This window comes from Peptoniphilus senegalensis JC140 (assembly GCF_000321025.1).
Classification (GTDB): domain Bacteria; phylum Bacillota; class Clostridia; order Tissierellales; family Peptoniphilaceae; genus Peptoniphilus_A; species Peptoniphilus_A senegalensis.
Genome location: NZ_HE610718.1, coordinates 112,866 through 134,349 on the forward strand (window position 1 = coordinate 112,866; position 21,484 = coordinate 134,349).

General features: G+C 33.3%; 24 protein-coding genes, 1 tRNA gene and 1 other annotated feature. Of the genes, 4 read left to right on the plus strand and 21 right to left on the minus strand.

Annotated elements, in window-relative coordinates; translation table 11 throughout:
- Positions 1–8 precede the first annotated feature (8 nt).
- From pth to glmU, 3 genes are read right to left on the minus strand one after another with little or no spacing between them, the layout of a single operon-like run.
- Positions 9–578 carry an aminoacyl-tRNA hydrolase gene (pth, locus tag PTSHG_RS04760; protein WP_019107748.1) on the minus strand — a complete coding sequence of 190 codons (570 nt, stop codon included), beginning with the start codon at positions 576–578 and terminating at the stop codon, positions 9–11.
- 9 nt (positions 579–587) lie between these two features.
- Entirely contained in the window at positions 588–1,538 is a 951-nt protein-coding gene (locus tag PTSHG_RS04765) for a ribose-phosphate diphosphokinase (protein ID WP_019107749.1), read from the minus strand.
- Positions 1,539–1,550: 12 nt separating this feature from the next.
- Complete coding sequence (glmU, locus tag PTSHG_RS04770; RefSeq protein ID WP_019107750.1) at positions 1,551–2,930, minus strand: bifunctional UDP-N-acetylglucosamine diphosphorylase/glucosamine-1-phosphate N-acetyltransferase GlmU; 1,380 nt, start codon at positions 2,928–2,930, stop codon at positions 1,551–1,553.
- A gap of 546 nt (positions 2,931–3,476) precedes the next feature.
- On the opposite strand from glmU, the gene cysK reads away from it, so the two are divergent.
- Positions 3,477–4,367: a cysteine synthase A gene (cysK, locus tag PTSHG_RS04775; protein ID WP_019107751.1), complete on the plus strand. Its 891-nt coding sequence runs from the start codon at positions 3,477–3,479 to the stop codon at positions 4,365–4,367.
- The gene (epsC, locus tag PTSHG_RS04780) at positions 4,360–4,911 is read left to right on the plus strand and encodes a serine O-acetyltransferase EpsC (RefSeq protein WP_019107752.1); all 552 of its coding nucleotides are present in this window, start codon (positions 4,360–4,362) and stop codon (positions 4,909–4,911) included. Before cysK ends, epsC begins: the two co-directional genes overlap by 8 nt.
- A 91-nt stretch (positions 4,912–5,002) precedes the next feature.
- Here epsC and rplL read toward each other — a convergent pair whose 3' ends face one another.
- From rplL to PTSHG_RS04840, 11 genes are all read right to left on the minus strand, one after another.
- Entirely contained in the window at positions 5,003–5,386 is a 384-nt protein-coding gene (rplL, locus tag PTSHG_RS04785; protein ID WP_019107753.1) for a 50S ribosomal protein L7/L12, read from the minus strand.
- Between the two features lie 45 nt (positions 5,387–5,431).
- Positions 5,432–5,968 (minus strand): 50S ribosomal protein L10, encoded by a 537-nt coding sequence (gene rplJ, locus PTSHG_RS04790; RefSeq protein ID WP_019107754.1) that lies wholly within the window; start codon positions 5,966–5,968, stop codon positions 5,432–5,434.
- An 8-nt stretch (positions 5,969–5,976) separates the two neighbouring features.
- Positions 5,977–6,098 (minus strand) — a sequence feature (ribosomal protein L10 leader region).
- A 98-nt stretch (positions 6,099–6,196) separates the two neighbouring features.
- On the minus strand, positions 6,197–6,898 hold the full coding sequence (rplA, locus tag PTSHG_RS04795) for a 50S ribosomal protein L1 (protein ID WP_019107755.1): 702 nt from the start codon (positions 6,896–6,898) through the stop codon (positions 6,197–6,199).
- Positions 6,899–6,937: 39 nt separating this feature from the next.
- Positions 6,938–7,363 carry a 50S ribosomal protein L11 gene (gene rplK, locus PTSHG_RS04800; protein ID WP_019107756.1) on the minus strand — a complete coding sequence of 142 codons (426 nt, stop codon included), beginning with the start codon at positions 7,361–7,363 and terminating at the stop codon, positions 6,938–6,940.
- A gap of 47 nt (positions 7,364–7,410) precedes the next feature.
- Entirely contained in the window at positions 7,411–7,953 is a 543-nt protein-coding gene (gene nusG, locus PTSHG_RS04805) for a transcription termination/antitermination protein NusG (RefSeq protein ID WP_019107757.1), read from the minus strand.
- 14 nt (positions 7,954–7,967) lie between these two features.
- On the minus strand, positions 7,968–8,183 hold the full coding sequence (gene secE, locus PTSHG_RS04810) for a preprotein translocase subunit SecE (RefSeq protein WP_005956279.1): 216 nt from the start codon (positions 8,181–8,183) through the stop codon (positions 7,968–7,970).
- Between the two features lie 9 nt (positions 8,184–8,192).
- On the minus strand, positions 8,193–8,342 hold the full coding sequence (gene rpmG / locus PTSHG_RS04815) for a 50S ribosomal protein L33 (RefSeq protein ID WP_010242627.1): 150 nt from the start codon (positions 8,340–8,342) through the stop codon (positions 8,193–8,195).
- A gap of 185 nt (positions 8,343–8,527) precedes the next feature.
- Positions 8,528–9,415 carry a CPBP family intramembrane glutamic endopeptidase gene (locus tag PTSHG_RS04820; RefSeq protein WP_019107758.1) on the minus strand — a complete coding sequence of 296 codons (888 nt, stop codon included), beginning with the start codon at positions 9,413–9,415 and terminating at the stop codon, positions 8,528–8,530.
- A gap of 403 nt (positions 9,416–9,818) precedes the next feature.
- The gene (locus PTSHG_RS04830; protein ID WP_019107760.1) at positions 9,819–12,116 is read right to left on the minus strand and encodes an ATP-dependent DNA helicase; all 2,298 of its coding nucleotides are present in this window, start codon (positions 12,114–12,116) and stop codon (positions 9,819–9,821) included.
- A 38-nt stretch (positions 12,117–12,154) separates the two neighbouring features.
- Positions 12,155–12,619 carry a tRNA (cytidine(34)-2'-O)-methyltransferase gene (locus PTSHG_RS04835; RefSeq protein WP_019107761.1) on the minus strand — a complete coding sequence of 155 codons (465 nt, stop codon included), beginning with the start codon at positions 12,617–12,619 and terminating at the stop codon, positions 12,155–12,157.
- Positions 12,613–14,169, minus strand: coding sequence for an NAD(P)/FAD-dependent oxidoreductase (locus PTSHG_RS04840; RefSeq protein ID WP_019107762.1), 1,557 nt, complete (start codon positions 14,167–14,169; stop codon positions 12,613–12,615). The genes PTSHG_RS04835 and PTSHG_RS04840 overlap by 7 nt, the downstream gene beginning before the upstream one ends.
- 82 nt (positions 14,170–14,251) lie before the next feature.
- Here PTSHG_RS04840 and lepB point away from each other — a divergent pair, with 82 nt between their 5' ends.
- Positions 14,252–14,773 (plus strand): signal peptidase I, encoded by a 522-nt coding sequence (gene lepB / locus PTSHG_RS04845; protein WP_019107763.1) that lies wholly within the window; start codon positions 14,252–14,254, stop codon positions 14,771–14,773.
- A gap of 10 nt (positions 14,774–14,783) precedes the next feature.
- On the opposite strand, the gene PTSHG_RS04850 is transcribed toward lepB, so the two are convergent.
- Genes PTSHG_RS04850 through PTSHG_RS04860 form a run of 3 tightly spaced genes read right to left on the minus strand, consistent with a single transcriptional unit; the run spans position 14,784 to position 17,069 of the window.
- On the minus strand, positions 14,784–15,935 hold the full coding sequence (locus PTSHG_RS04850; RefSeq protein ID WP_019107764.1) for a sensor histidine kinase: 1,152 nt from the start codon (positions 15,933–15,935) through the stop codon (positions 14,784–14,786).
- Entirely contained in the window at positions 15,922–16,596 is a 675-nt protein-coding gene (locus PTSHG_RS04855; protein ID WP_019107765.1) for a response regulator transcription factor, read from the minus strand. Before PTSHG_RS04855 ends, PTSHG_RS04850 begins: the two co-directional genes overlap by 14 nt.
- On the minus strand, positions 16,593–17,069 hold the full coding sequence (locus PTSHG_RS04860; protein ID WP_019107766.1) for a dihydrofolate reductase: 477 nt from the start codon (positions 17,067–17,069) through the stop codon (positions 16,593–16,595). Before PTSHG_RS04860 ends, PTSHG_RS04855 begins: the two co-directional genes overlap by 4 nt.
- A 163-nt stretch (positions 17,070–17,232) precedes the next feature.
- On the opposite strand from PTSHG_RS04860, the gene PTSHG_RS04865 reads away from it, so the two are divergent.
- Positions 17,233–17,306: transfer RNA gene (locus tag PTSHG_RS04865), tRNA-Cys, on the plus strand.
- 83 nt (positions 17,307–17,389) lie between these two features.
- Here the strand turns inward: PTSHG_RS04865 and PTSHG_RS04870 are convergent.
- The 4 genes from PTSHG_RS04870 to ftsE are packed head-to-tail and all read right to left on the minus strand — an operon-like array spanning position 17,390 to position 21,362.
- Positions 17,390–18,559, minus strand: coding sequence for a S41 family peptidase (locus tag PTSHG_RS04870; protein WP_019107767.1), 1,170 nt, complete (start codon positions 18,557–18,559; stop codon positions 17,390–17,392).
- A complete protein-coding gene (locus PTSHG_RS10230; RefSeq protein ID WP_019107768.1) occupies positions 18,559–19,773 on the minus strand; it encodes a murein hydrolase activator EnvC family protein in 1,215 nt (404 codons plus the stop codon). Before PTSHG_RS10230 ends, PTSHG_RS04870 begins: the two co-directional genes overlap by 1 nt.
- 13 nt (positions 19,774–19,786) lie before the next feature.
- Positions 19,787–20,689, minus strand: a complete 903-nt coding sequence (gene ftsX / locus PTSHG_RS04880; protein ID WP_019107769.1) for a permease-like cell division protein FtsX — start codon at positions 20,687–20,689, stop codon at positions 19,787–19,789.
- Positions 20,664–21,362: a cell division ATP-binding protein FtsE gene (gene ftsE, locus PTSHG_RS04885; RefSeq protein ID WP_019107770.1), complete on the minus strand. Its 699-nt coding sequence runs from the start codon at positions 21,360–21,362 to the stop codon at positions 20,664–20,666. The genes ftsX and ftsE overlap by 26 nt, the downstream gene beginning before the upstream one ends.
- Positions 21,363–21,484 lie beyond the last annotated feature (122 nt).

Here is a 21,484-nt window from a genome sequence, read left to right on the forward strand (position 1 = left end):
AATTCACCTCAATAAATATTGTTGTTGTAAGAATTCATAGCTTTGTCAATACCAGACTCAACTGCATTAATTATTGCATCGGCACAGGCATCTATTGCATCTTCAATATGTTTTTTATCCTTGGCAGGAAAAGTGGACAGCACAAAATTTGCCAAATCTTCATTTGGGTGTTTCTTGCCAACACCAACCTTAAACCTGGCAAAATCTTTACTTCCTGTTAAATTGACAATTGACTTTAAACCATTGTGAGTGCCTGCAGAGCCATTTTTCTTTATCTTTAGCTGTGCAAACTCAATGTCTATATCGTCAACTACTACTATTAAATCTTCTGGCTTTAATTTATAAAAATTTAAAATTTCAACTATTGACTCGCCAGAATTATTCATAAAAGTATGGGGCTTTAGGAGAATAACCTTCTCTGCCGCTATTCTCCCTTCACCTACAAGCCCCTTAAATTTAATCTTATTTACTTTTATGTTTAATTTGTCAGCAAGTCTATCAATAGTATTAAAACCAATATTGTGTCTAGTATCCTCGTACTTTTTGCCGGGATTTCCAAGACCTGCTATTATATACACTTAATCACCTTATTCAAACATTTCACTAACTGATGTTGCAGTGTTGATTCTCTTAATTGCAGATGCAAAAATTTGAGCAACAGAAACAACATCAATTTTATCAATCTTCTTTTCTTCTGGAAGTTCAATCGTATCAGTGATTACGAATTTTTCAAGAGAAGAATTTTTTATTCTTTCGATAGCAGGACCAGATAATACACCGTGAGTTGCTGCGCCGTAAACATATTTTGCCCCTCTAGCTTTTAGAGCATCAGCAGCCTTAGTAATAGTTCCTGCAGTATCTGCAATGTCATCAACTAAAATTACAGACTTGCCATCAACATCTCCAATTATATTCATAACTTCAGATACATTTGCCTTTGGTCTTCTCTTTTCAATAATTGCAATTGGAAGATTTAATTCATTGGCAAATTTTCTTGTTCTTGTAACTCCGCCTAAGTCTGGAGAAACAACTACGAAGTCATCTTCTTTAACAATATCCTTGAAATATCTAGCAAGATAAGGAATTGCAGTTAAGTGGTCAACAGGAATGTCAAAGTAACCTTGAATTTGTCCTGCGTGAAGATCCATTGCAACAACTCTATCTGCTCCAGCCTTAGTTAAAAGGTCTGCAACAAGTTTTGATGTAATAGGTTCTCTTGCCTTAGTCTTTCTATCTTGTCTTGCATATCCATAATAAGGAATAACTGCATTAATTCTTCCCGCAGATGCTCTCTTTAGGGCATCAATTAAAATTAAAAGTTCCATTAAATTTGTATTTACTGGTGAAGAAGTTGATTGGATTACAAAAACATCCTTACCTCTTACAGAAACTCCAATATCAATAGAAATTTCTCCATCAGAAAAAGTTGAAACAGTACAAGCACCCTTTTCAATTCCTAAATTTTCACAAATCTTATCTACAAGACTTAAATTAGAATTTCCTGTAAATACTACAATATCTCCGTTAACAGTATTCATTACTATGTCCTCCTATTTGACAAATCCTTTTCTTTTAACCCAACCATCTATATTTTTTTGAGGTGCTCTCTCAAGAGAAAGCTGACCCTTCAAAACATTTTTAGTAATTGTGGATCCAGCAGCTATATATGCCTCATCTTCCACTTCAATTGGCGCAACTAAATTGGAATTAGAGCCTATAAAGGCATTGTCGCCAACTTTTGCTCTAAATTTTTCTCTGCCATTATAATTTACAAATACAACTCCGCAGCCAATGTTAACGCCAGATCCCACATCGGCATCGCCAATATAAGCAAGATGACTCATCTTAGAGCCATTGCCAACATTAGAATTTTTAACTTCAACGAAGTTTCCAATTTTACAATTTTCTCCAACATTTGAATTAGGTCGAAGGTGTGCATAAGGTCCAACAGTAGTTCCCCTTCCAACAGAAGAGTCTTCGATTTCAGAGCTTCTTATAATTACATCTTCGCCAATTACAGAATTTTTAATAGTAGAAGAATAAATTTCTGCGCCTTCTTTTATGACAGAATTTCTGTCAATGCGAGTGCCAGGATAAATCATTACATCTCTATCAATTTCTGCACCCCATTCAATATAAGTGGACTTTGAATCAATTATGCCAACGCCCTTTAACATATATTCCTTATTAATTTTTTCTTGCAAAATTTCTGCTGCAATAGAAAGCTCATACCTTGAATTTACTCCCAAAATTTCTCTAGTATCTCTAAGTTTAAAGGAATCAACCTTTTTACCAGCCTTTACTAAAATCTCAAGAGCATCAGTTATATACATTTCATTTGCTGCATTATCTGTGTCAATCTTTGAAAGAGCAAACTTTAGTGACTCTCCCCTAAAGGCAAAAATCCCAGAATTAATTTCGCGAATTAACTTTTGCTTTTCACTTGCATCCTTTTCTTCAACAATTGCAACTACATTAGCATTTTCATCACGAACAATTCTTCCATAATTTGTAGGATCCTTCATGTCAGCAGATAAAACTGTGACATCATTGTTTTTCTCTTCGTGGAATTTCAAAAAGCAAGAAATAGTTGAATTTGAAATTAAGGGTGTATCCCCATTTAAAATAATAACTGTATCTTCATCATTTATTTTATCAAGAGCATTTAACACAGCGTAACCAGTGCCATAGGGCACACCTTCGCCAATAGGTTGCTCAATAAATTCAACATCTTTATCATTCTTAAAAGCATTGCACACTTTTTCCTTGTTGTGCCCAACAACTACAAGATTCTTTTCAATTTGCGAATGCTTGCAAGAATTTAGGACATAAAAAAGCATGGGTCTTCCAAGAATTTCATGAAGTACCTTTGGTTTTTTGGACTTCATTCTCGTTCCCTCTCCTGCTGCCAGGATAACTGAAACTTTCATAAAACACCTCTTTTTATTTACTTATTACATTATAACTAAGTTGTCCTATTATATTCAAGAAAATTCGAGAATTAAATAAAAAGAAAAGAAAAATTATTAAAAGCTTCGCTTTTAAAACTAATAAAAAAATTTTTTATTTAAAGCCTCGCGGTTTTTGATTGAAAAATGTGTAAGAATTTTTCCTTATAAAATTTTTTCTAAAGCTCTGCTTTAATTGTTTTTAAGGAGGGGGTAAAGGGGGCGGCAATGACACCTGCGTGCCCGAATGGGTGCTCTACCCTATCCAATAATAAAATTTTTCTTTTCCTTGACAAAACAAAAAAATAATAGTATAGTATGACCCATATTTATGAGGCGATAAAAATGAAAAACTTTAAAAACTTTAAAAATTTCACAAGCCAAGCATTCTGTTGTTGTTCTATAAAAAATTTTATAGAACTTATTTGAATGTGAATCAATATTTTAAGATTTTTTAAGAAAAAGAAAGATTTTGAGAGTATATGAATTCATATACTCTCTTTTTTTATTTAGTTTTAGGAGGAAAAAATGACAAAATTATTAGAAACAGTTGGAGAATCAAAATTAGTACAATTAGAAAATATTGGCGCCGGAAAAATTTTTGTGAAGGTTGAAAAATCTAATCCTGCAGGCTCAATTAAAGATAGAGCTGCTCTTTACATGATAAAGGGTGCTATTAAAGATGGCTCACTTAAAGAGGGAATGGAAATTGTTGAGCCTACAAGTGGCAACACTGGCATAGCTATTGCTATGATTGGTCGTGCTCTTGGTTACAAAGTAAATATAGTAATGCCTTCTTCAATGTCTGTTGAAAGAAGAAATTTAATCGCATCCTTTGGTGCAAACTTAATTTTAACTGGAGAAGGTGGAATGCAGGCTGCTCTTGACAAAGCAAAAGAACTTGTTGCAACAGGAAATTACTTCATGCCAAACCAATTTGAAAATAAATATAATGCTCTTGCTCACGAAGAAACTACTGGTCCAGAAATTTATAGAGACTTAAAAGATATTTCTGGTTTCATCGCAGGTATTGGCACTGGTGGAACAGTTACTGGCGTTGGAAAATATTTAAAGACTCAAAACAAAGAGATACAAATTTGGGGTCTTGAACCAGATGAATCCCCTCTTATAACAAAAGGTCATGCTGGTGGACACAAAATTCAAGGAATTGGTGCAAACTTTATTCCTGGAGTTTTAAATCAAGAAATTCTTGATAAGACTATAACAGTAAAATCAGACGGAGCAATAGAAATGGCAAGAAGACTTTCTCGCCAAGAAGGACTTTCAGTGGGAATATCTGCTGGTGCAAATGTAGTGGGTGCACTAAAGATGCAAAAAGAAACCGGCGGCAACATTGTTACAGTTGCTCCTGACACTGCAGAAAGGTATATGTCTACTGACTTATTTAAAAATGAATAATTTTTTTGAAGAATTAAAATCCTATGGGAAATTTATTTTAAGAGAAGACCCTGCCTGCAAAAGCTTATTTGAAGCTATATTTATGTATCCCATTGTGTCTGCCATGATTAGACACAGAATTGCCCACTACTTTTACGAAAAAAACCACACCACTCTTGCTAGATGGATTTCTCAAAAATCTCGCAAGAAAACAGGCATAGAAATTCATCCTGGTGCAAAAATTGGCAAAAATTTATTTATAGATCATGGTATGGCTGTTGTCATAGGAGAAACTGCAGAAATTGGCGACAACTGTCACATGTATCACAACATAACTCTTGGTGGTACGGGGAATGAAAAAGAAAAGAAGAGACATCCCACAGTAGGAAACAACGTTATAATAGGAACTGGTGCAACAATTCTTGGTCCAGTTGTAATTGGAGATGGGGCAAAAATTGGTGCAGGTGCTCTTGTTTTAAAGGACATTCCTGCAAACTCAACTGCCGTTGGAGTGCCAGCTGAAGTTGTAAAATTTCACGATCCCAGCGAAAATAAGTTCCACTAAACTTTTATAAAGTAAAACTCGGGAACCCCCGAGTTTTTTATTGCAAGAAAAAAACTGCCACGAGGGCAGTATTTTTATAATTTGAATTAAATTATTTAACTTCTACAGTTGCTCCAGCTTCTTCAAGTTTAGCTTTGATATCGTCAGCTTCGTCTTTTGAAACGCCTTCTTTAACTGCTTTAGGAGCTCCGTCAACTACTGCTTTTGCATCTTTAAGTCCAAGTCCAGTTAAGTCTTTAACTACTTTAATAACTTTAACTTTTTCTGCTCCAGCATCTTTGATAATTACATCAAATTCAGTTTTTTCTTCAGCTGCTGCAGGTGCTGCTGCTCCTGCTACTGGTGCTGCTGCTACTGCTGCAGGTGCTGCTGCTGATACTCCGAATTCTTCTTCAAGAGCTTTAACAACTTCTGATAATTCTAATACTGTAAGTTCTTTAACTTCTTCAATTAATTTTTGTACTTTTTCTGACATTTTATTCCTCCGTAATTTTTATAATTCTAATTTTTTGCATATCAATTATGCTGCTTCATTTTCCTTTTTATCAGCGATTTGTGCAATAACTCTTGCGAATCCTGATAATGTTCCATTTAATACATTAGCAAATCCTTGGATTGGTGCATTCAAGCCACCAAGAACTTGAGCAACAAGAACTTCCTTAGATGGTAATTTAGCAAGAGCGTCGATTTCAGAAAGTGATAATACTTTTCCATCAACATAACCTGCTTTAATTTCCAATGCATCATGGTTTTCTGCAAACTCAGATGAAATTTTTGCTGCAGATGCTGGATCTTCCATTCCGAATGCAATAGCGCTTGGTCCCTTTAAAAATTCTTCAAGACCATTAACTCCTAATTCTTCAAAAGCTCGTCTCATCATTGTGTTTTTGTAAACTTTATAGTCAACATTTGCTGCTCTATACTTACTTCTAAGTTCAGTTACTTCTTCAACTGTTAGACCTCTGTAATTTACAAGTACAATTGATTGTGCACCCTCTATTTTTCCTTTAATTTCATCTACTAGGGCTTGTTTTGATTGTAATTTTTCTTCTTTCAATTTGTCACCCCCAAAATAAAAAAATCTCACGCCGCCGTGAGATGTGAAAATCAAATAAATCCGAATTTCAAACCTCGGTAGGACTTATGGCATTGCCACCTACTGTCTGCGGCTTAGTAACATTAGTATTATATATAGTCTTAATTGTTTTGTCAAGAGATTTTTTTTAATTTTTTAATATGTAAAAAACCACAGATCTTAAAGAAAAATCTGTGGTCATAGGTGTTTTTATTTTTCCATTAATTTTGATCCGTTTACTTTGATTCCAGGACCCATTGTTGATGAAACTGTTACTGATTTTAAATAACGACCCTTTGCAGCTGCTGGTTTTGCTTTTATTATAGCATCTGCAATTGTCTTAAAGTTTTCAGCAAGTTTTTCAACTCCAAAAGAAACTTTTCCGATTGGAACATTAATGATTGCAGCTTTGTCTACTCTATATTCAACTTTACCTGCTTTAGTTTCTTTTACAGCTTGTCCTACATCAAATGTAACTGTTCCTGATTTAGGGTTTGGCATAAGTCCCTTTGGTCCAAGAACTCTACCGATTTTACCAACTACGCCCATCATATCTGGAGTTGCAATAATTACATCAAATTCAAACCAGTTTTCGTTTTGAATTTTTTCTACTAATTCTTCTCCACCTGCGTAGTCAGCTCCTGCTGCTTCAGCTTCTTTAATTTTTTCTCCTTTAGCAAGAACAAGAACTCTAATTTCTTTACCTGTTCCATTAGGAAGAACTACAGTACCTCTTACTTGTTGGTCAGCGTGTCTTGGGTCAACACCAAGTCTTACTGCAAGTTCAACTGTTTCGTCAAAGTTTGCCTTAGCAGTTTTTGTAACTAAGTCAAGAGCTTCATTTACATCATATAAATTTGATTTATCTACTAGCTTTGCGCTATCTTGATATTTTTTACCTCTTTTTGGCATATTTACCTCCTTCGTGGTACTTGCGGCTTAGCCTCCCACTTATCTTTCTACTTCTATACCCATACTTCTAGCTGTACCTGCGATCATTTCCATAGCAGCTTCAATGCTTGCTGCGTTAAGATCAGGCATCTTTGTTTTAGCTATTTCTTCTACTTGAGCCTTTGTCAATTTTCCAACTTTTTTCTTGTTAGGTTCACCACTTGCCTTAGCCATATTAAGAGCTTTCTTAATAAGAACTGCAGCTGGTGGAGTCTTAGTGATAAAAGTGAAAGAACGATCTTGATAAACTGTTAGAACAACAGGAATAATCATACCTGCTTGATCTTGAGTCTTTGCGTTAAATTCCTTTGTGAACTGCATGATGTTTACACCATGAGGTCCTAGTGCAGTACCAACTGGTGGAGCTGGTGTAGCTTTTCCTGCAGGAATTTGTAATTTTACTAATGCTATGACTTTTTTTGCCATTTTATTTCCTCCTTGTGGTAATGCGGGTTTACCCTCCCACACATTTCTTACTCTTTAATAATTTGATTGAAATCCAATTCAACAATTGTATCTCTTCCAAACATTGAGATACATACCTTAACCTTAGCTTTGTCATAATTGAAGTCGTCAATTTTGCCAACCAAATCTTTGAATGGTCCATTTATAACTTTGACAACTTCTCCTACTTCGTAATTATCGAATAATTCTTTATTATCCGTTACTCCAAGTAGTAACACTTCTTCATCAGAAAGTGGCACAGGTTTTGAAGCTGGCCCAACGAAACCAGTAACTCCTCTTGTGTTTCTCACAAGATACCATGTTTCGTCATTCATAATCATGTTGACAAGGACATAAGATGGAAACATCTTTCTTTCCTTTGCCTTTGAGACACCATCCTTAGTTTCAACATAGTCTTCCATTGGAATTCTAATGTCAAAGATGACATCTTCCATATTGCGATTGTGAACCATAGCTTCCATATTTGCCTTTACCTTTTTTTCATAACCTGAATAAGTGTGTATTACATACCATTTTGAAGCTTCATTGCTATTAAGTTCTTGTGTATCCAACTAAAACACTCCAATCAATAGATAAAACCAAATAAAAACATTATGATTTTATCATACGCTAATAGTAGTAAAGATGACAATATAACTGCTACAATTACTATTATAGAATATTTGATTACAGTATCCTTAGTAGGCCATACAACTTTTTTGAATTCAGATTTCACACCTCTAAAGTATCTACCTAGACCGCCTTTTTTTTCTTCAGTCTTAGGTGTAGTTTTAGTAGCCATAAATCCTCCTTACTTAGTTTCTTTGTGAGTTGTATGCTCTTTACAGAATTTACAATACTTCTTTAGTTCCAATCTTTCAGTAGTATTTTTCTTGTTCTTATATGTCACATAATTTCTGTTTTTACATTGTGTGCATTCAAGTACTACTCTATCTGCCATAAAAACACCTCCAGTGCTAAAAAAAAGAGCCGCCTTTGGCTCCTTCTAATTTACTAAGTAATACTATCACATAAATCCCCATTTGTAAAGCAATTTATGATATTTTTATCTATTTTTTGTGCAATTTATCCCATTGGAAATTTTCTAACAAATCTATAACTTTTTATGCTAAAAAGATTAAAATTTCAAATATATTTTTGCAGGAAAATAAAAAATCTAAAAAGAAGCCCTATATTAAGAGGGAATGTCTTTATAAGCTCAGGCAAATATTTAATTTCTTGCACTATTTTTTTAAGAATTTTCCTTTCCCTTTGACTAAAAGTAGCTACAAAATCTTTATTTAATAAAAACTGTCCAATAATTAAAATAACTCCCAAGAGTAAACTTATAAATCCTGTTGTCTTATTTATCTCTGCTAATTCAATATTATTTGCCGTAAAAAGATTTTGAAAAAATACTGCAATCCTCAAGGATACAATTGAATTTAAAAAATAGTGAATTATTACGGTATAGGCGATATTTTCTCTTATTGCGTAAATAATTCCTACTGCAATACCAAATAAAAAACCTGATTTATATTTTCCATAATGAAATAGTCCAAAAACTATTGCCATAAATAGTATCCCATAGTCACTTGTGAGATTCATTAATTTTCTTTGGACTAAATATCTAAAGATGTATTCTTCAAATAAGACAAATAATATCATAGTAATGCTTACATATAAATCAATAAAGCTAGTCGAACCATTACCCATTTCTTGTAGAGCATCTAAATTTGTTGTTAAAATAATAATTCCCTGATAAATAAAAACATATTTTAAAAATAAAATTAAGTCTTTTACTTTTATTTCTTTTATTCCCTTGATTAAATCTCTAAAAAAATCCCTAACATGAATACCAAAGAAACAACTAAATCCAATAAAAATGGAAATAGGATTTAAAAGAGACCTAAATACTAAAAAAGAGTCTGAAATTTCTTTAAATTTAATTGATGCCAAAAAAATAAAAATAAGAAAAGAAACTATTACTGCATATCCAATTTTTTCTAGAATTTTTCCCCTATCTAAATTCACTATAAAATCTCCTTTTTACGAAATCCCCTTATATGTTTCAATAATCTTTTCTTTGTAAAAGCTTATCTTTCTTTTGTTTTATATAAATTATTTAACTGATTTACTCCCCATTAACTTATCGGATAACTTAGATAAAACAAAATAAATAGCGAACCATATTACGACTTCATAAATTATATTTAATTCTACAAATTTTCTTATAAGTACAACTATTATCCAAGTAATTAAAGCAATTTTTAGCCCCTTGTTTTTCATATTATTCCCTACTTTTTTTGATTTATATAATAACTTTATTATAGTATAACACAATTGTCCTGCTAAACTGTCTGATTATTAATAATTATAAAATTACAATTTCTAGCAGTTACTGAGTTGTTTTTGTCAATAATAAATTTCTGTAATTTTAATTATTTTTCTCTTCATCAAATTTTTTTAAGATTTCATTAATTTCAACTGAGTCCATAAAGTCATAAATCCTCCAGTGACTTGGTAGTAAAAAGTTGTAAGGTTCAAGGGAAAATCTCTTATCCATTAAAAGAATTTTCCCCTTATCATCTTCTGTTCTTATAACTCTTCCCGCTGACTGCACAACTTTTATCATGCCAGGATAGATGTAGGCGTACTCATAACCTCTCTTGTACTTTTTTTGAAAGTGGCTTTTTAAAATATTTCTCTCATAAGAAAGTCCAGGTAGGCCCACAGTTATTATAGCGACCCCTCTTAATCTCTCGCCAATTAAGTCTATGCCCTCAGAAAAAACTCCTCCCATGACTGCAAAAGCCCTTGTACTAGAAGAAAAGGTAAAATTATTTAAAAATTCTTGGCGCTCACTTTCTGTCATTTCCCTATCTTGTTTTACAGCCTTATCGTCTATTTCAATATATTTTTCGTAGACACTTTCCATAAAGGAATATGATGGGAAGAAGAAAATATAATTTCCATCATCATTGGAAAAGTTTTTAAGATTGTCAATTATTTCATCAATAGAATTTTCCCTGTCCCTATAAACTGTAGAAATCTTATTATTCCTAAGTACAACTAAATTATCTGGGTCAAAGGGCGATTTTATCTTGTAATAGTTTGTCTTTTCATCTGCTCCAAGGAGCTTGCCGTAATATTTTATTGGACTTAGGGTTGCTGAGAAAAATACAGAAGATCTTGGCGTCCTCAAGATATTTTCAAAAATTGGTGCAATATCTAGGGATTTAATCTTTACAGAGTCATCACTCTTTATGGAGACGAAGTCCTTATTGTAGTATTCCAAAATTTTTATGTACTTAAAAACTTTAAAATAAATATCAAGGGTTTCTTCATATCCATCTACTTCTTTGTCCTTGATCAAAAAGTCATTCATTGAAAAAACTAACTTTTCCACTTCTCCATTAAATCTTAAAAAAGAATCATAAGTATAGTATGTTTTATCTCCCAAATTTTTAAATTCTTCAATGGCACTTATGAGATGTTTTCTGCTTGCCTTTCTCTTCTTGGGAAGAAGCTCTAAAAGTTTTTCCAAATCTCCTATAAAAACTTCTGCCGAGTACATTTCCCTGCCCCTCTCCAGAAGGTTGTGGCTCTCGTCAACTAAAAGACTAAACTTTAGCATTGTGTTTTCAAAAAATCTTTTTAAATAAACTGTTGGATCAAATATGTAATTGTAGTCGCAGACAATAAAGTCCGAAAAGTCCAATAAATCTAATTGATATTCAAAGGGGCAGACCATGTGAAGTCTTGCAAATTTTTCAATATTTTCTCTGGAAAAATTGTCGCAGGAATCAAATATGTCTATGATTGCATCGTTGACTCTGTCAAAATGTCCCTTGGCATAGGGACAGTCCTTGGGATTGCAGGAAACTTTGTCATTTAAGCAAATTTTCTCCTTTGCCGTAACAATTGTAATTTTTAGTTTTAATTTTTTATTTAAAAGTCTTTCCAGCGCATCTTTTGCAGCTTGCTTTCCCGTAGACCTTGCCACGAGATAAAAGGCCTTGTCAATTTTATCTTCTCCCATTGCTTTAATTGTTGGGAAAATCGTAGAAATCGACTTCCCAATGCCCGTTGGTGCTTCTACAAATAATTTATTTTCATCTTCAATGGTGTTATAAACTGCAACAGAAAGCTCTCTTTGACCCTTTCTAAACTTTTTAAAGGGGAATTTTAATTTTTTTATTGACTCATCCCTTGTATCTTTCCACTGGACAATTCTCTTGGAAAACTCCAAATACTCCATTAAAGTTCCCATGAAAAAATCTCGAAGTTCTCCAAAGGAAAAAGTCTTTTTTATATTTAAAGTTTCTTCTGTTTCAAGTTGGAAGTAGGTTAGCATGACATTTATGCTGTCTAAATCATTGTTTTTGGCATAAATATAGGCGTAGCACTTTGCCTGTGCCCAGTGCATTATGTTTTCTTCTTTTTCAAGATCTTCCAAGTCCCTTGTAGTTGATTTTATTTCATCAACTGTGACTTCCTCCGAAACTTCAATGCCATCGGCACGACCTTCCACAGTAAAATTTATGTCTTCAATTTCTTCTGTGGTCCTCAAAAAAACTTCTGTCAAAAAATCTTTGGAGTATTCCCTTTGGACTTTTTGGTGTGCTCTTATGCCCTCGACAGCCCTTTTGTTGGAAAAAAATCTCCTGTCGATGTCGCCAGATCTCTTTACGAATTCTATTAAATTTCTTACGGAGATTTTTACTTCCTTCACGCTAACCCTTCCTTATTTAAAATTATTTCTCTAAAAAATTATTCCAAATCTAAAAAGTCAAGTTGCCTCAAAGCTTCGAACAAAATAATATTTGCAGAGTTTGACAAGTTTAAACTCCTGCCATAATCCTTTAACATGGGAATTCTTATTGCCATATCATAATTCTCAAAAATTAAATTTTCTGGCAAACCACGAGTTTCTGGACCAAAGACTATGAAGTCGCCATCCTTAAATTTCACATCAGAATATCTCTTCTTCGCCTTGGTACTTGCAAGATAGAAATTGCTGTCAGGATATTTTTCCACAAGCTCATCATAGGAATCATAATAATTTATGTCTACAAGGTGCCAATAATCAAGTCCTGCCCTCTTTAAATGCCTGTCATCAACTTCAAACCCAAGAGGCTTTATAAGATGAAGTCTCGTATGAGTAAGTCCACAAGTTCTTGCAATTGCACCTGTGTTAAAGGGGATTTCTGGTTCATAAAATACTATATTTAACATTTTTTGTCTCCTTCCAAAATTTCTATGGCACATTTAAGTCCGTCAAGGGCAGAAGAAATTATTCCTCCAGAATAACCTGCGCCTTCTCCTATTGGAAATAAATTCTCCAATCTTATACTTCTATAATTTTCTCTCACAATCCTAACTGGCGAAGATGTCCTCGTCTCAACTCCCGTTAAGATTGCATCATCACTACAAAATCCATGAACTCTTTTATCCATAACCCTTAGGGCATTTTTTATTGCCCGATTAATAGATTCTGGATAAATTTCATTTAAGTCGGCAAAAACATATCCTGGCTTAAAAGTTGGTCTAACTTCTCCAAGTTTTTCCGTCACTCTATTTTCCAAAAAGTCTTTAACTCTTTGCACTGGTGCCTTGCCCTTTCCAATTTCATAGGCTTTTTTTTCAATTTCATCTTGAAAATTCATGCCAGCTAAGTTTCCTTGACCAAAAATTTTCTCATCAATACTTGCAACTACTGCTGAATTTGAATTGTCGCCAGACCTATCGTGATAGGACATGCCATTTACAGCAAGCTTTCCATCTATTGAAGATGAGTTTACAACATAGCCACCTGGACACATACAAAAAGTGTAGACAGAGTGTGCTTCATTTTTATCTGTAACATTAAGCTGATAAGTTGCAGCAGGAAGTTTATCTGAAATCATGCCATACTGTGCCTTCTCAATGTCTTTTCTCTTGTGCTCAATTCTAAAGCCAACTGCAAAGGGCTTTTGCTCAAGTAAATTATATTTATCAAGCATAGAAAAAGTATCTCTCGCAGAGTTTCCAAGAGCCAAGATGTAGGCATCGGCAACATATTCTCCCTTGTCTGTTATTATTTTATTTATTTTTTTATCTTCTATGTCAAAATCTAAAAGTTTTTCATTAAATTTATAAATTGCACCATGACTTTCAATTTCACGTCTCATATTTTTTATCACGTCACGCAAAATATCTGTTCCTATGTGTGGCTTTTGCTCGTATAAAATATCTTCTGGTGCGCCATTTTCCACGAAGATGTCAAATATATGGGAAACTCTCTTGTCCTTTGAGCGAGAAGTAAGTTTGCCGTCAGAAAAAGTTCCTGCCCCACCTTCGCCAAATTGCACATTGGAATTTTCATCTAGCCTTCCATTCTCATGAAGAGCATCAATATCCTTAACTCTTTCATCCACTGCCTTGCCCCTTTCAATTAAGGTTACCTTTACTCCCTCTTTTGAAAGTAAATAGGCAGCAAAAAGTCCTGCAGGTCCACTTCCAACTACCACTGCAGTTTTTATATCATTAATATTTTTAACTTCAAGCTTTTCTTCCTGAAATTCATCAATATTATTCTTTAGCCTTTTTACAACTTTTTTGTCAATGTCTTTCAAATCTAAATCTACTAAAACTTGATAGACGTAATTAATTTCACGCCTAGCATCTAGAGACTTTTTGTAAATTTTATAGTCAAAATCTTTTTTATTTAATTCTTTTTCTATTTTTCCTCGCAAAAATTTTTCGTCCTTGTCATAGGGAACTTTAATATTTCTTAAAATAATCATAATTTCACCAAAAACATTATAACACGAAAAAATCCTATTTTTTCAAATTCTGCTTAATGCTATAATAAAAAAGGAGGTTGTGATGAAAAAAGATTTATCTTACATAAAAATTATAGTTATTGCAATTATACTTGCCCTTATAATAAGAACTTTTCTCTTTAATATAGTTAGGGTTCAGCAAACTTCAATGTATCCAACATTGAAACCCAATGACATAATCTTGTCCTCTTCCCTTTATAGGTTTAAAAAAGATTTCAGGAGAGGCGACATTGTTGTCTTTAAGTCCACTTCTGAAAATAAAATGCTAATCAAAAGAATTGTTGGACTGCCCGGAGAAAAGGTTGAAATTTACGATGGCTCAATATATATTGACGGAGAACTTTTGGAAGAAAAATATTTTAAGGAAAAACCCTACACCCTATCTCCTACAAGGGAATTTAAAGTCCAAGAGGATGAATTATTTGTCCTTGGCGACAACAGAAATCCTGGAGCTTCTGTTGACTCTAGACTTTTTGGACCAATTAAAATAAAAAGCATAAGATCCCATCCTTTTTATAGACTTTTCCCATTAAATTCAAAAAAACTTATAAATGAAATTAACTAAAAAAGAGACTTCACTTAGTCTCTTCTTTTAGTTTCGGCAAAATTATTTCAAAAACTGTCCCAATAATTTCACCCTTTTCATTTTTGTTGTCCATAATTTTTATGTCGCCTTTTAATTTTTTCAGGATGTTCTTCACTAGATTTAAACCAATTCCATAGCCGCCACTTTTTCTGTCTCTTGACTCATCAACTCTATAAAACAAATCAAAAACTTTAACTTTCTCCTCGTCACTGATGCCACAGCCAGTGTCTCTTACTTCAATAAAATAATTTTTCTCATCTTCCCTAAAGTCAAAACTAAGGCTTCCACCATCTTTATTGTAAATTATTCCATTTTTCCCAAGGTTATAAATGGCTCTCTCTAATAAAATGTCGCTGGAATAAATAATTTTATCATCAACACTTGACATAATTTTTACATTTTTTTCTTCTGCCAAGTCTTCCAAATCAAAGACAATTTCATCCACAACTTCCCTTATATTAAAGTCACTTAAAACTGCATTTTCTCTCCTATTTAAAAACAAAAGAGATTCAATTATTTTTGAAATTCTATCTATATTTTCGTCAAAATTTTCTAAGAGGTCTTTGAATTCCCCATCAGCAAGGTCATTTTTCATTAGATAAATTTCTAAAGAGGACTTCATTATGGAAATTGGAGTGTTTAACTCGTGGGCAATGGCTGAGGAAAGTGACTTTTCTCTGGCGTAGCTTGAATAGATTTTATCTAGGGATTTTTCAAAAGCAAGTGAAAGTTCCTCAATCTCTTGGGATTCCCCTGGCATATAGATATTTTCTTCACTCTTTATATTGTCCACATCAATCTCTTGGACTCTATCCTTTAGTATCTTTAATGGCTTTAAAAGTCTTGAAACTAATAAGTAATAGACTAAAGAGCCAAGGGCAATTGTTGCTGTAATTACTAATAGGGAAAAATTTTTTATCTCTCTCGTTGATTTTAATTTTGAATCTTCCAGAACGATAAAATAATCGCTGCCCTTTTTTTCTTCTTCCTGCACAATTTTTTCGCCAATATCTAAAATTCTCTTCTCTTGATACTTGCCTATGATGTAATTTGAAGTCGCAGTCATTATTATAAAAATTAAAATTATTGAAAAAATTAGCTTGAAGACTATTGTGTTCTTAACATTTTTAATTTTCTTCATCAATAATGTAGCCCTTTCCAATTTCGTTTCTTATAATATTTTTGCCAAGCCTTGTCTTTAATTTCTTCCTAAGAGCAGACATGTGGACTCTTACCACATTGGAAAATAAATCAACCTCGTCATTCCAGACGTGTTCCATTAGTTCTTCTGTTGTCACATATCTTCCCAAGTTGAAAAATAAATATTCCAAAATTCCAGCTTCCTTTTGCGTGAGCTTTAACTCCTCTCCAGCAAACTTAAAAGTCCTCTTTGCTGTATCAAAGCTTATGCCACTTGTTTCTATTACTGCATCTTTTATTGTAGTTTGTCTCCTAAGAAGTGACCTGATTCTTGCCTTTATCTCCTCAAAGTGAAAAGGCTTTAGGACATAATCGTTAGCGCCAAGATCAAAGCCCTTTACCCTATCGTCAACATCAGAAAGTGCTGTGAGCATAATAATATTAACTTGGCTATTCTCTTCACGAATTTCTCGTAAAATTTCAAAGCCATCTTTTTTTGGCAAATTTATGTCTAAAATAATTAAATCATAATCATTTGTAAATGCCATAAAAGACCCCTCTTCTCCGTCAAGTGCAGTGTCAACCACATAACCTGAGTGCTCCAAGCCTTCTCTTATGGACTCTAAAAGTTTTTTTTCATCTTCAACAACTAATATTTTCATTTTACTCTCTTCCATTTCTCGTGATAAACTTTATAATTTGGATCTGATATTTCAGTTTTATCAACTAATTTAAAATCATCAAATTCAGGAATAAAGGTATCCGCCCCTTCAACTACTGTGTCAACTCTTGTAACAATTAACTCGTCAAGCCTGTTCCACAAAAGTTTTACAATTTCTGCTCCACCGATTACAAAAACTTCCTTGTCTGGGGATTTTCTTATAATCTCTTCTAGCTTTTCTATTGAATCCACATAGTATAAATCCTTTTTATCTTTTCTATCAGAGCGAGTAAACACTACGGAAATTCTATTGGGAAGCTGTCTTCCAATTTCATCAAAAGTAGTTCTACCCATGACAATAATATTATTATTTGTATAATCTCTAAACATGTGAAGGTCATCATCTATGAATAAAATTTGTTTGCCATCCTTGGCAATAGCATTCTTATTGTCAATTAGTATAAGTAATTTCATTTTATCCTCCAATAAATTAAATTCTTATATTAATCATAGCTTAGCAGAAAAAATATTAAAAGTATTTTGTTTTCAAGGTTTTCAAAAAATTTTTACATAACTGAATTTATTGTAATTTTTATCTTGAAATTTTTATCTTTCTCTGCTATACTAATGTTGTTATGGCGACATAGCCAAGTGGTAAGGCACGGGTCTGCAACACCCTTATCACCGGTTCAAATCCGGTTGTCGCCTCCAAAGTTATCTACTGATTTTTATCAGTAGATTTTTTTTGCAAATTTTTAATGGTTATTAAAAAAGCAGCCCGAGAGCTGCTAATTTTACTTTTCATTTATAATTTCAATTGCCTTTTGAAGTTGAGTGTCTGTGTCCTTATAGTCAATTCCAATTCCCTTAATATCTTCTGGGAGATCAACTTCAATGTCCGGCTCTATTCCCTTCTTATTTATGGACTTGCCACTTGGAGTAAAGTATTCTGAAGTGGTTAGTTTTAGTCCATCGCCCTCAGGTAGTGCCATTACATTTTGTACTACGCCCTTGCCATAAGTTTTCTTTCCAATAATTTTTGCTCGGTCAAGGTCTCTTATGGCTCCTGATAAAATTTCTGATGCAGAAGCTGAGCCTTCGTTGACTAATACAACCATTTTGATGTCATTGTAAGAGTCATCTAATTTATAATCTTGAACCACTTCTCCCTTGTTGTCTTTTAATGTTACAAAAGTGGACTTTGGAAGAATTGCATCGCCAATTTCAACGGCAGCATCAACAACTCCACCAGGATTTCCTCTCATGTCGAGGATTATTCCCTTTACACCTTCCCTTGTAAGTTCCTTTAAAGCCTTTACAAAGTCCTTTCCAGTTTCTTCATCAAACATTGTTATGCCAATGTAGCCAATGTCTCCAATTTTATTTTTAATTACAGAGTCAATTTTAATTTCTTCTCTCTTTATTTCAACTTCTTCTGTCTTCAAATTTTTCTTTTTGAGAAGCAAAATCTTAACAGTAGTTCCTCTTTCGCCCCTCATTTCCTTTGATGCCTCATCAATTTTTTCTGCAGAAAAATCTTTGCCGTTGATTTTTAAAATTTTATCTCCAGATTCAACTCCAGCCCTATCAGCTGGCGAACCCTTTATTGGAGAAACTACAGTTACAGTCCCGTCTTCGTCAGGAGAAATTATAACCCCAATACCTTGAAACTTTCCAGTTGTTGTTTCAGATAATTTTTTCATCTCATCATTAGTTAAGTATTGTGAATAAGGGTCTCCCAATCCTGCTACAAGTCCCTTCAAAAGACCCGACTCTAAATTTTTATCTTTAATATCTTTGTTGTAAAGATAATTCTCTTTCAAATATTTTTCTAATACAATTACCTTTCCAAAATTTTCATTGGAAGATAGAACTTCTCTTACAGTTAATATTCTAGTAACAAAAGCAGTTGTAATTACTAAAAGTACAACTGCTAAGATTTTTAAAAATTTATTATTTTTCATTAAACATATCCCACTGGATTTACAGTAGCTCCATTAACTCTCACTTCAAAGTGCAAATGCGGTCCAGTAGAAAGCCCTGTTGAGCCAATAAAGGCAACTACATCGCCTTCCTTTACAGAATCGCCAACATTTACATTTACTGCTGAACAGTGAGCATAGACTGTAACAGTTTCTCCATGATCAACCATTACCACATTTCCATAACCGCTCATAAGCTTTGCCATAATAACTGTACCAGATTTTGCAGCAACTATAGGTGTTCCTATTGGTGCAGGTATGTCTATTCCAGAATGGAATTTTGAATATCCTAATATTGGATGAACTCTATATCCATAAGGAGAAGAGATAGAATAATGTCCTGGAACTGGCCAAGTATACTTTTGACCATCTCTAGGCCCAGAGGATACGGAAATATTACTGTGAACTCTTGTTGCTCTTCTAGCAGCTTCTTCAGCTTTCTTTTGCTCGGCAATTTCCTTTTGAAGTCTTGCTATTTCTGAATCCAAACTTTCCCAATTTGCCTGAGCTTTTTCAAATTCAGCTTTATATAAATCTAAATTTGACTCTAAAACTTTCATATATTCATTTTTTGCATTAACTGCCGCTTGATAAGTTGCCCTTTCATTTTCAACAGCAGCCTTATTTGCAGATACCTTTGCTCTGTCAATTTGGAGTCTCTCTTTAGCGTCATTTATTGTATCTATTTGTTCTTTTATATACTCGATTAATTCCCTATCAGCCTTTGCTATAGAAGAGATAATTTCATTATTTCTAAGTAATTCTTCGATGTCCCTTGAATTTAAAATAACTTCAAGATAATTTACATTACCTCTTTTGTACATCTCTCTAAGTCTCATGCGAAGTGCATCAGTATTTTCTGATAAATTAACTTGCGCTTCTTCTAATTTCTTTTGATTTTCATCTATGTCAGCATTTAATTTTGAAATTTCACCTTGTAATGATGAAATTTTGGCAGAAGCAACTTGAATCTTTGCGTCTAAACTTTCAATTTCGCCATTGACTGATTTTTTTTCAGTTTCTGTGTTTGAAATATTAGTCTTCTGCTCCTTGATTTTTTTATTTAACTGTGTTTGCTCTTGCTTCTTCTTATTTTTTTCAATAGTCAAAGACTTTGAAGACTTGGCAAGAGCGCCAGTTGGCACTGTCATAAGTGCTGCAAGGCATAGAGCAAGAAATTTTTTCTTACTATACATTCTCTCAATTCACCTACACATCCAAAAATTTCTTAGTTGAAAACAAACTTCCAAAGAAGCCTATTCCAACACCAATACATACAAATATTATATACATATCCATCCTTATAGACAAGGCGGGTATCAAATCTACATTAGTAATATCGTAAAGCTGAGGATTTAACCTATCAAATAAAATTTCATATAGTTTTATAGTTATAAAACCTGCAATAAGAGCACCTAAAGCACCAAAAATAATTCCATCTATCAAGAAAGGCCCTCTAATATATGTGTTAGTAGCACCAACATACTTCATAATATTAATCTCTTTTCTTCGATTTGAAATGGAAATTTTAATAGTGTTGTGGATAATGAGTACAGACACAAGCACAAGTATAAGCACAATACCTGCCCCAACATATTTTACTCCATTTTGAACTTTCATCATTTGAGTGACGAAATCGTAATAATAATTATGGTCTTCAACAATTGGAAGATCCTTGTAAGATTCTTCGACTTCCTTGCCATAAGACAATTCTTTCATTTCAACAGTTACTGAAGCTGGAAGAGGGTTTCCACCTGGAATGTTTTCAAGAATTTCAGAATTTTCTCCAAAACCTTCCTTAAATTCCTTTAAAGCTTCATCTCTTGAAACGTAGGAAACTTTTTTGACCTTTTCATTGCTGTGAAGTTCATCAATAAAGGCATTAACATCACTAGGACTTGCCTCGTCTTTTAAGAAAAATACAACTTTATCTAACTTTTCTCCAGTTTGGTAGACAATTCCATTTAAGTTTAAAATCATTAGCATGACAACTCCAAAGAGTGTTAGCATGGCAGAAATGGAAATTATAGAAGTAAAAGACATTGTCTTATTTCTCCAGATGCCAGAAAAAGATTCTTTCAAAACATTAAAGAATTGGCGTATTACTTTCATAGTAACCTCCCTCTTTAACATCAGATATGATTCGTCCTTCCTCTAGAGTGACAACTCTCTTATTAAATTTATCTACAATATTTACTGCGTGAGTAGCCATAATAACAGTCTTTCCATCGTCATTAATATTTTTTAAAGCACTCATAATGTCCCAAGCAGTGGACTCATCAAGATTTCCTGTTGGCTCGTCGCAAACAAGGTAAGGCGCCTTATTTACTATTGCCCTTGCAATGGAAACTCTTTGTGACTCTCCACCAGAAAGCTCTGATGGATAGTCCTTCTTCTTGTCAGTTAAATTGACAAGATCAAGGGCATAGTCAACTTTTTCATTTATTTCTTTTTTTGACTCTCCAAGAATTTCAAGGGCAAATGCCACATTTTCATAGACAGTCTTTTTTTCTAATAATCTGTAGTCTTGGAAGACAACTGAAATATTTCTCCTAAGCTTAGGTATCATATATTTAGAAAATTTTGTTATGTCATTGTCGCCAATAAAAATTTTTCCACGATTTACTTTTTCTTCTCTAATCAAAAGTTTTATCATAGTAGATTTGCCAGCGCCAGATGGCCCAACTAAAAATACAAAATCGCCTCTAGGTATTTCAATACTTACATTTGAAAGCGCAGTAACGCCGTTGTTGTATTCCTTAAATACATTTTCAAATTTAATCATACTTACACCTTTCTCTAATCTCTAATAATTATATTACAAAGTGGTTACAATTGTACAGTGGATTTGTTAATTTTCTGAAATTTTCCAACATTATTAATATTTTTAAAAAACGCATTAAAATA

Coding starts and splice junctions, on each gene's coding strand:
- lepB (WP_019107763.1), top strand. CDS start 14,252: ATGAAAAAAGATTTATCTTACATAAAAATTATAGTTATTGCAATTATA.
- epsC (WP_019107752.1), top strand. CDS start 4,360: ATGAATAATTTTTTTGAAGAATTAAAATCCTATGGGAAATTTATTTTA.
- PTSHG_RS04860 (WP_019107766.1), bottom strand. CDS start 17,069: ATGAAATTACTTATACTAATTGACAATAAGAATGCTATTGCCAAGGAT.
- PTSHG_RS04870 (WP_019107767.1), bottom strand. CDS start 18,559: ATGAAAAATAATAAATTTTTAAAAATCTTAGCAGTTGTACTTTTAGTA.
- ftsX (WP_019107769.1), bottom strand. CDS start 20,689: ATGAAAGTAATACGCCAATTCTTTAATGTTTTGAAAGAATCTTTTTCT.
- rplK (WP_019107756.1), bottom strand. CDS start 7,363: ATGGCAAAAAAAGTCATAGCATTAGTAAAATTACAAATTCCTGCAGGA.
- PTSHG_RS04840 (WP_019107762.1), bottom strand. CDS start 14,169: ATGATTATTTTAAGAAATATTAAAGTTCCCTATGACAAGGACGAAAAA.
- rplL (WP_019107753.1), bottom strand. CDS start 5,386: ATGTCAGAAAAAGTACAAAAATTAATTGAAGAAGTTAAAGAACTTACA.
- PTSHG_RS04835 (WP_019107761.1), bottom strand. CDS start 12,619: ATGTTAAATATAGTATTTTATGAACCAGAAATCCCCTTTAACACAGGT.
- rplA (WP_019107755.1), bottom strand. CDS start 6,898: ATGCCAAAAAGAGGTAAAAAATATCAAGATAGCGCAAAGCTAGTAGAT.
- PTSHG_RS04850 (WP_019107764.1), bottom strand. CDS start 15,935: ATGAAGAAAATTAAAAATGTTAAGAACACAATAGTCTTCAAGCTAATT.
- cysK (WP_019107751.1), top strand. CDS start 3,477: ATGACAAAATTATTAGAAACAGTTGGAGAATCAAAATTAGTACAATTA.
- rpmG (WP_010242627.1), bottom strand. CDS start 8,342: ATGGCAGATAGAGTAGTACTTGAATGCACACAATGTAAAAACAGAAAT.
- secE (WP_005956279.1), bottom strand. CDS start 8,183: ATGGCTACTAAAACTACACCTAAGACTGAAGAAAAAAAAGGCGGTCTA.
- ftsE (WP_019107770.1), bottom strand. CDS start 21,362: ATGATTAAATTTGAAAATGTATTTAAGGAATACAACAACGGCGTTACT.
- PTSHG_RS04855 (WP_019107765.1), bottom strand. CDS start 16,596: ATGAAAATATTAGTTGTTGAAGATGAAAAAAAACTTTTAGAGTCCATA.
- PTSHG_RS10230 (WP_019107768.1), bottom strand. CDS start 19,773: ATGTATAGTAAGAAAAAATTTCTTGCTCTATGCCTTGCAGCACTTATG.
- glmU (WP_019107750.1), bottom strand. CDS start 2,930: ATGAAAGTTTCAGTTATCCTGGCAGCAGGAGAGGGAACGAGAATGAAG.
- PTSHG_RS04765 (WP_019107749.1), bottom strand. CDS start 1,538: ATGAATACTGTTAACGGAGATATTGTAGTATTTACAGGAAATTCTAAT.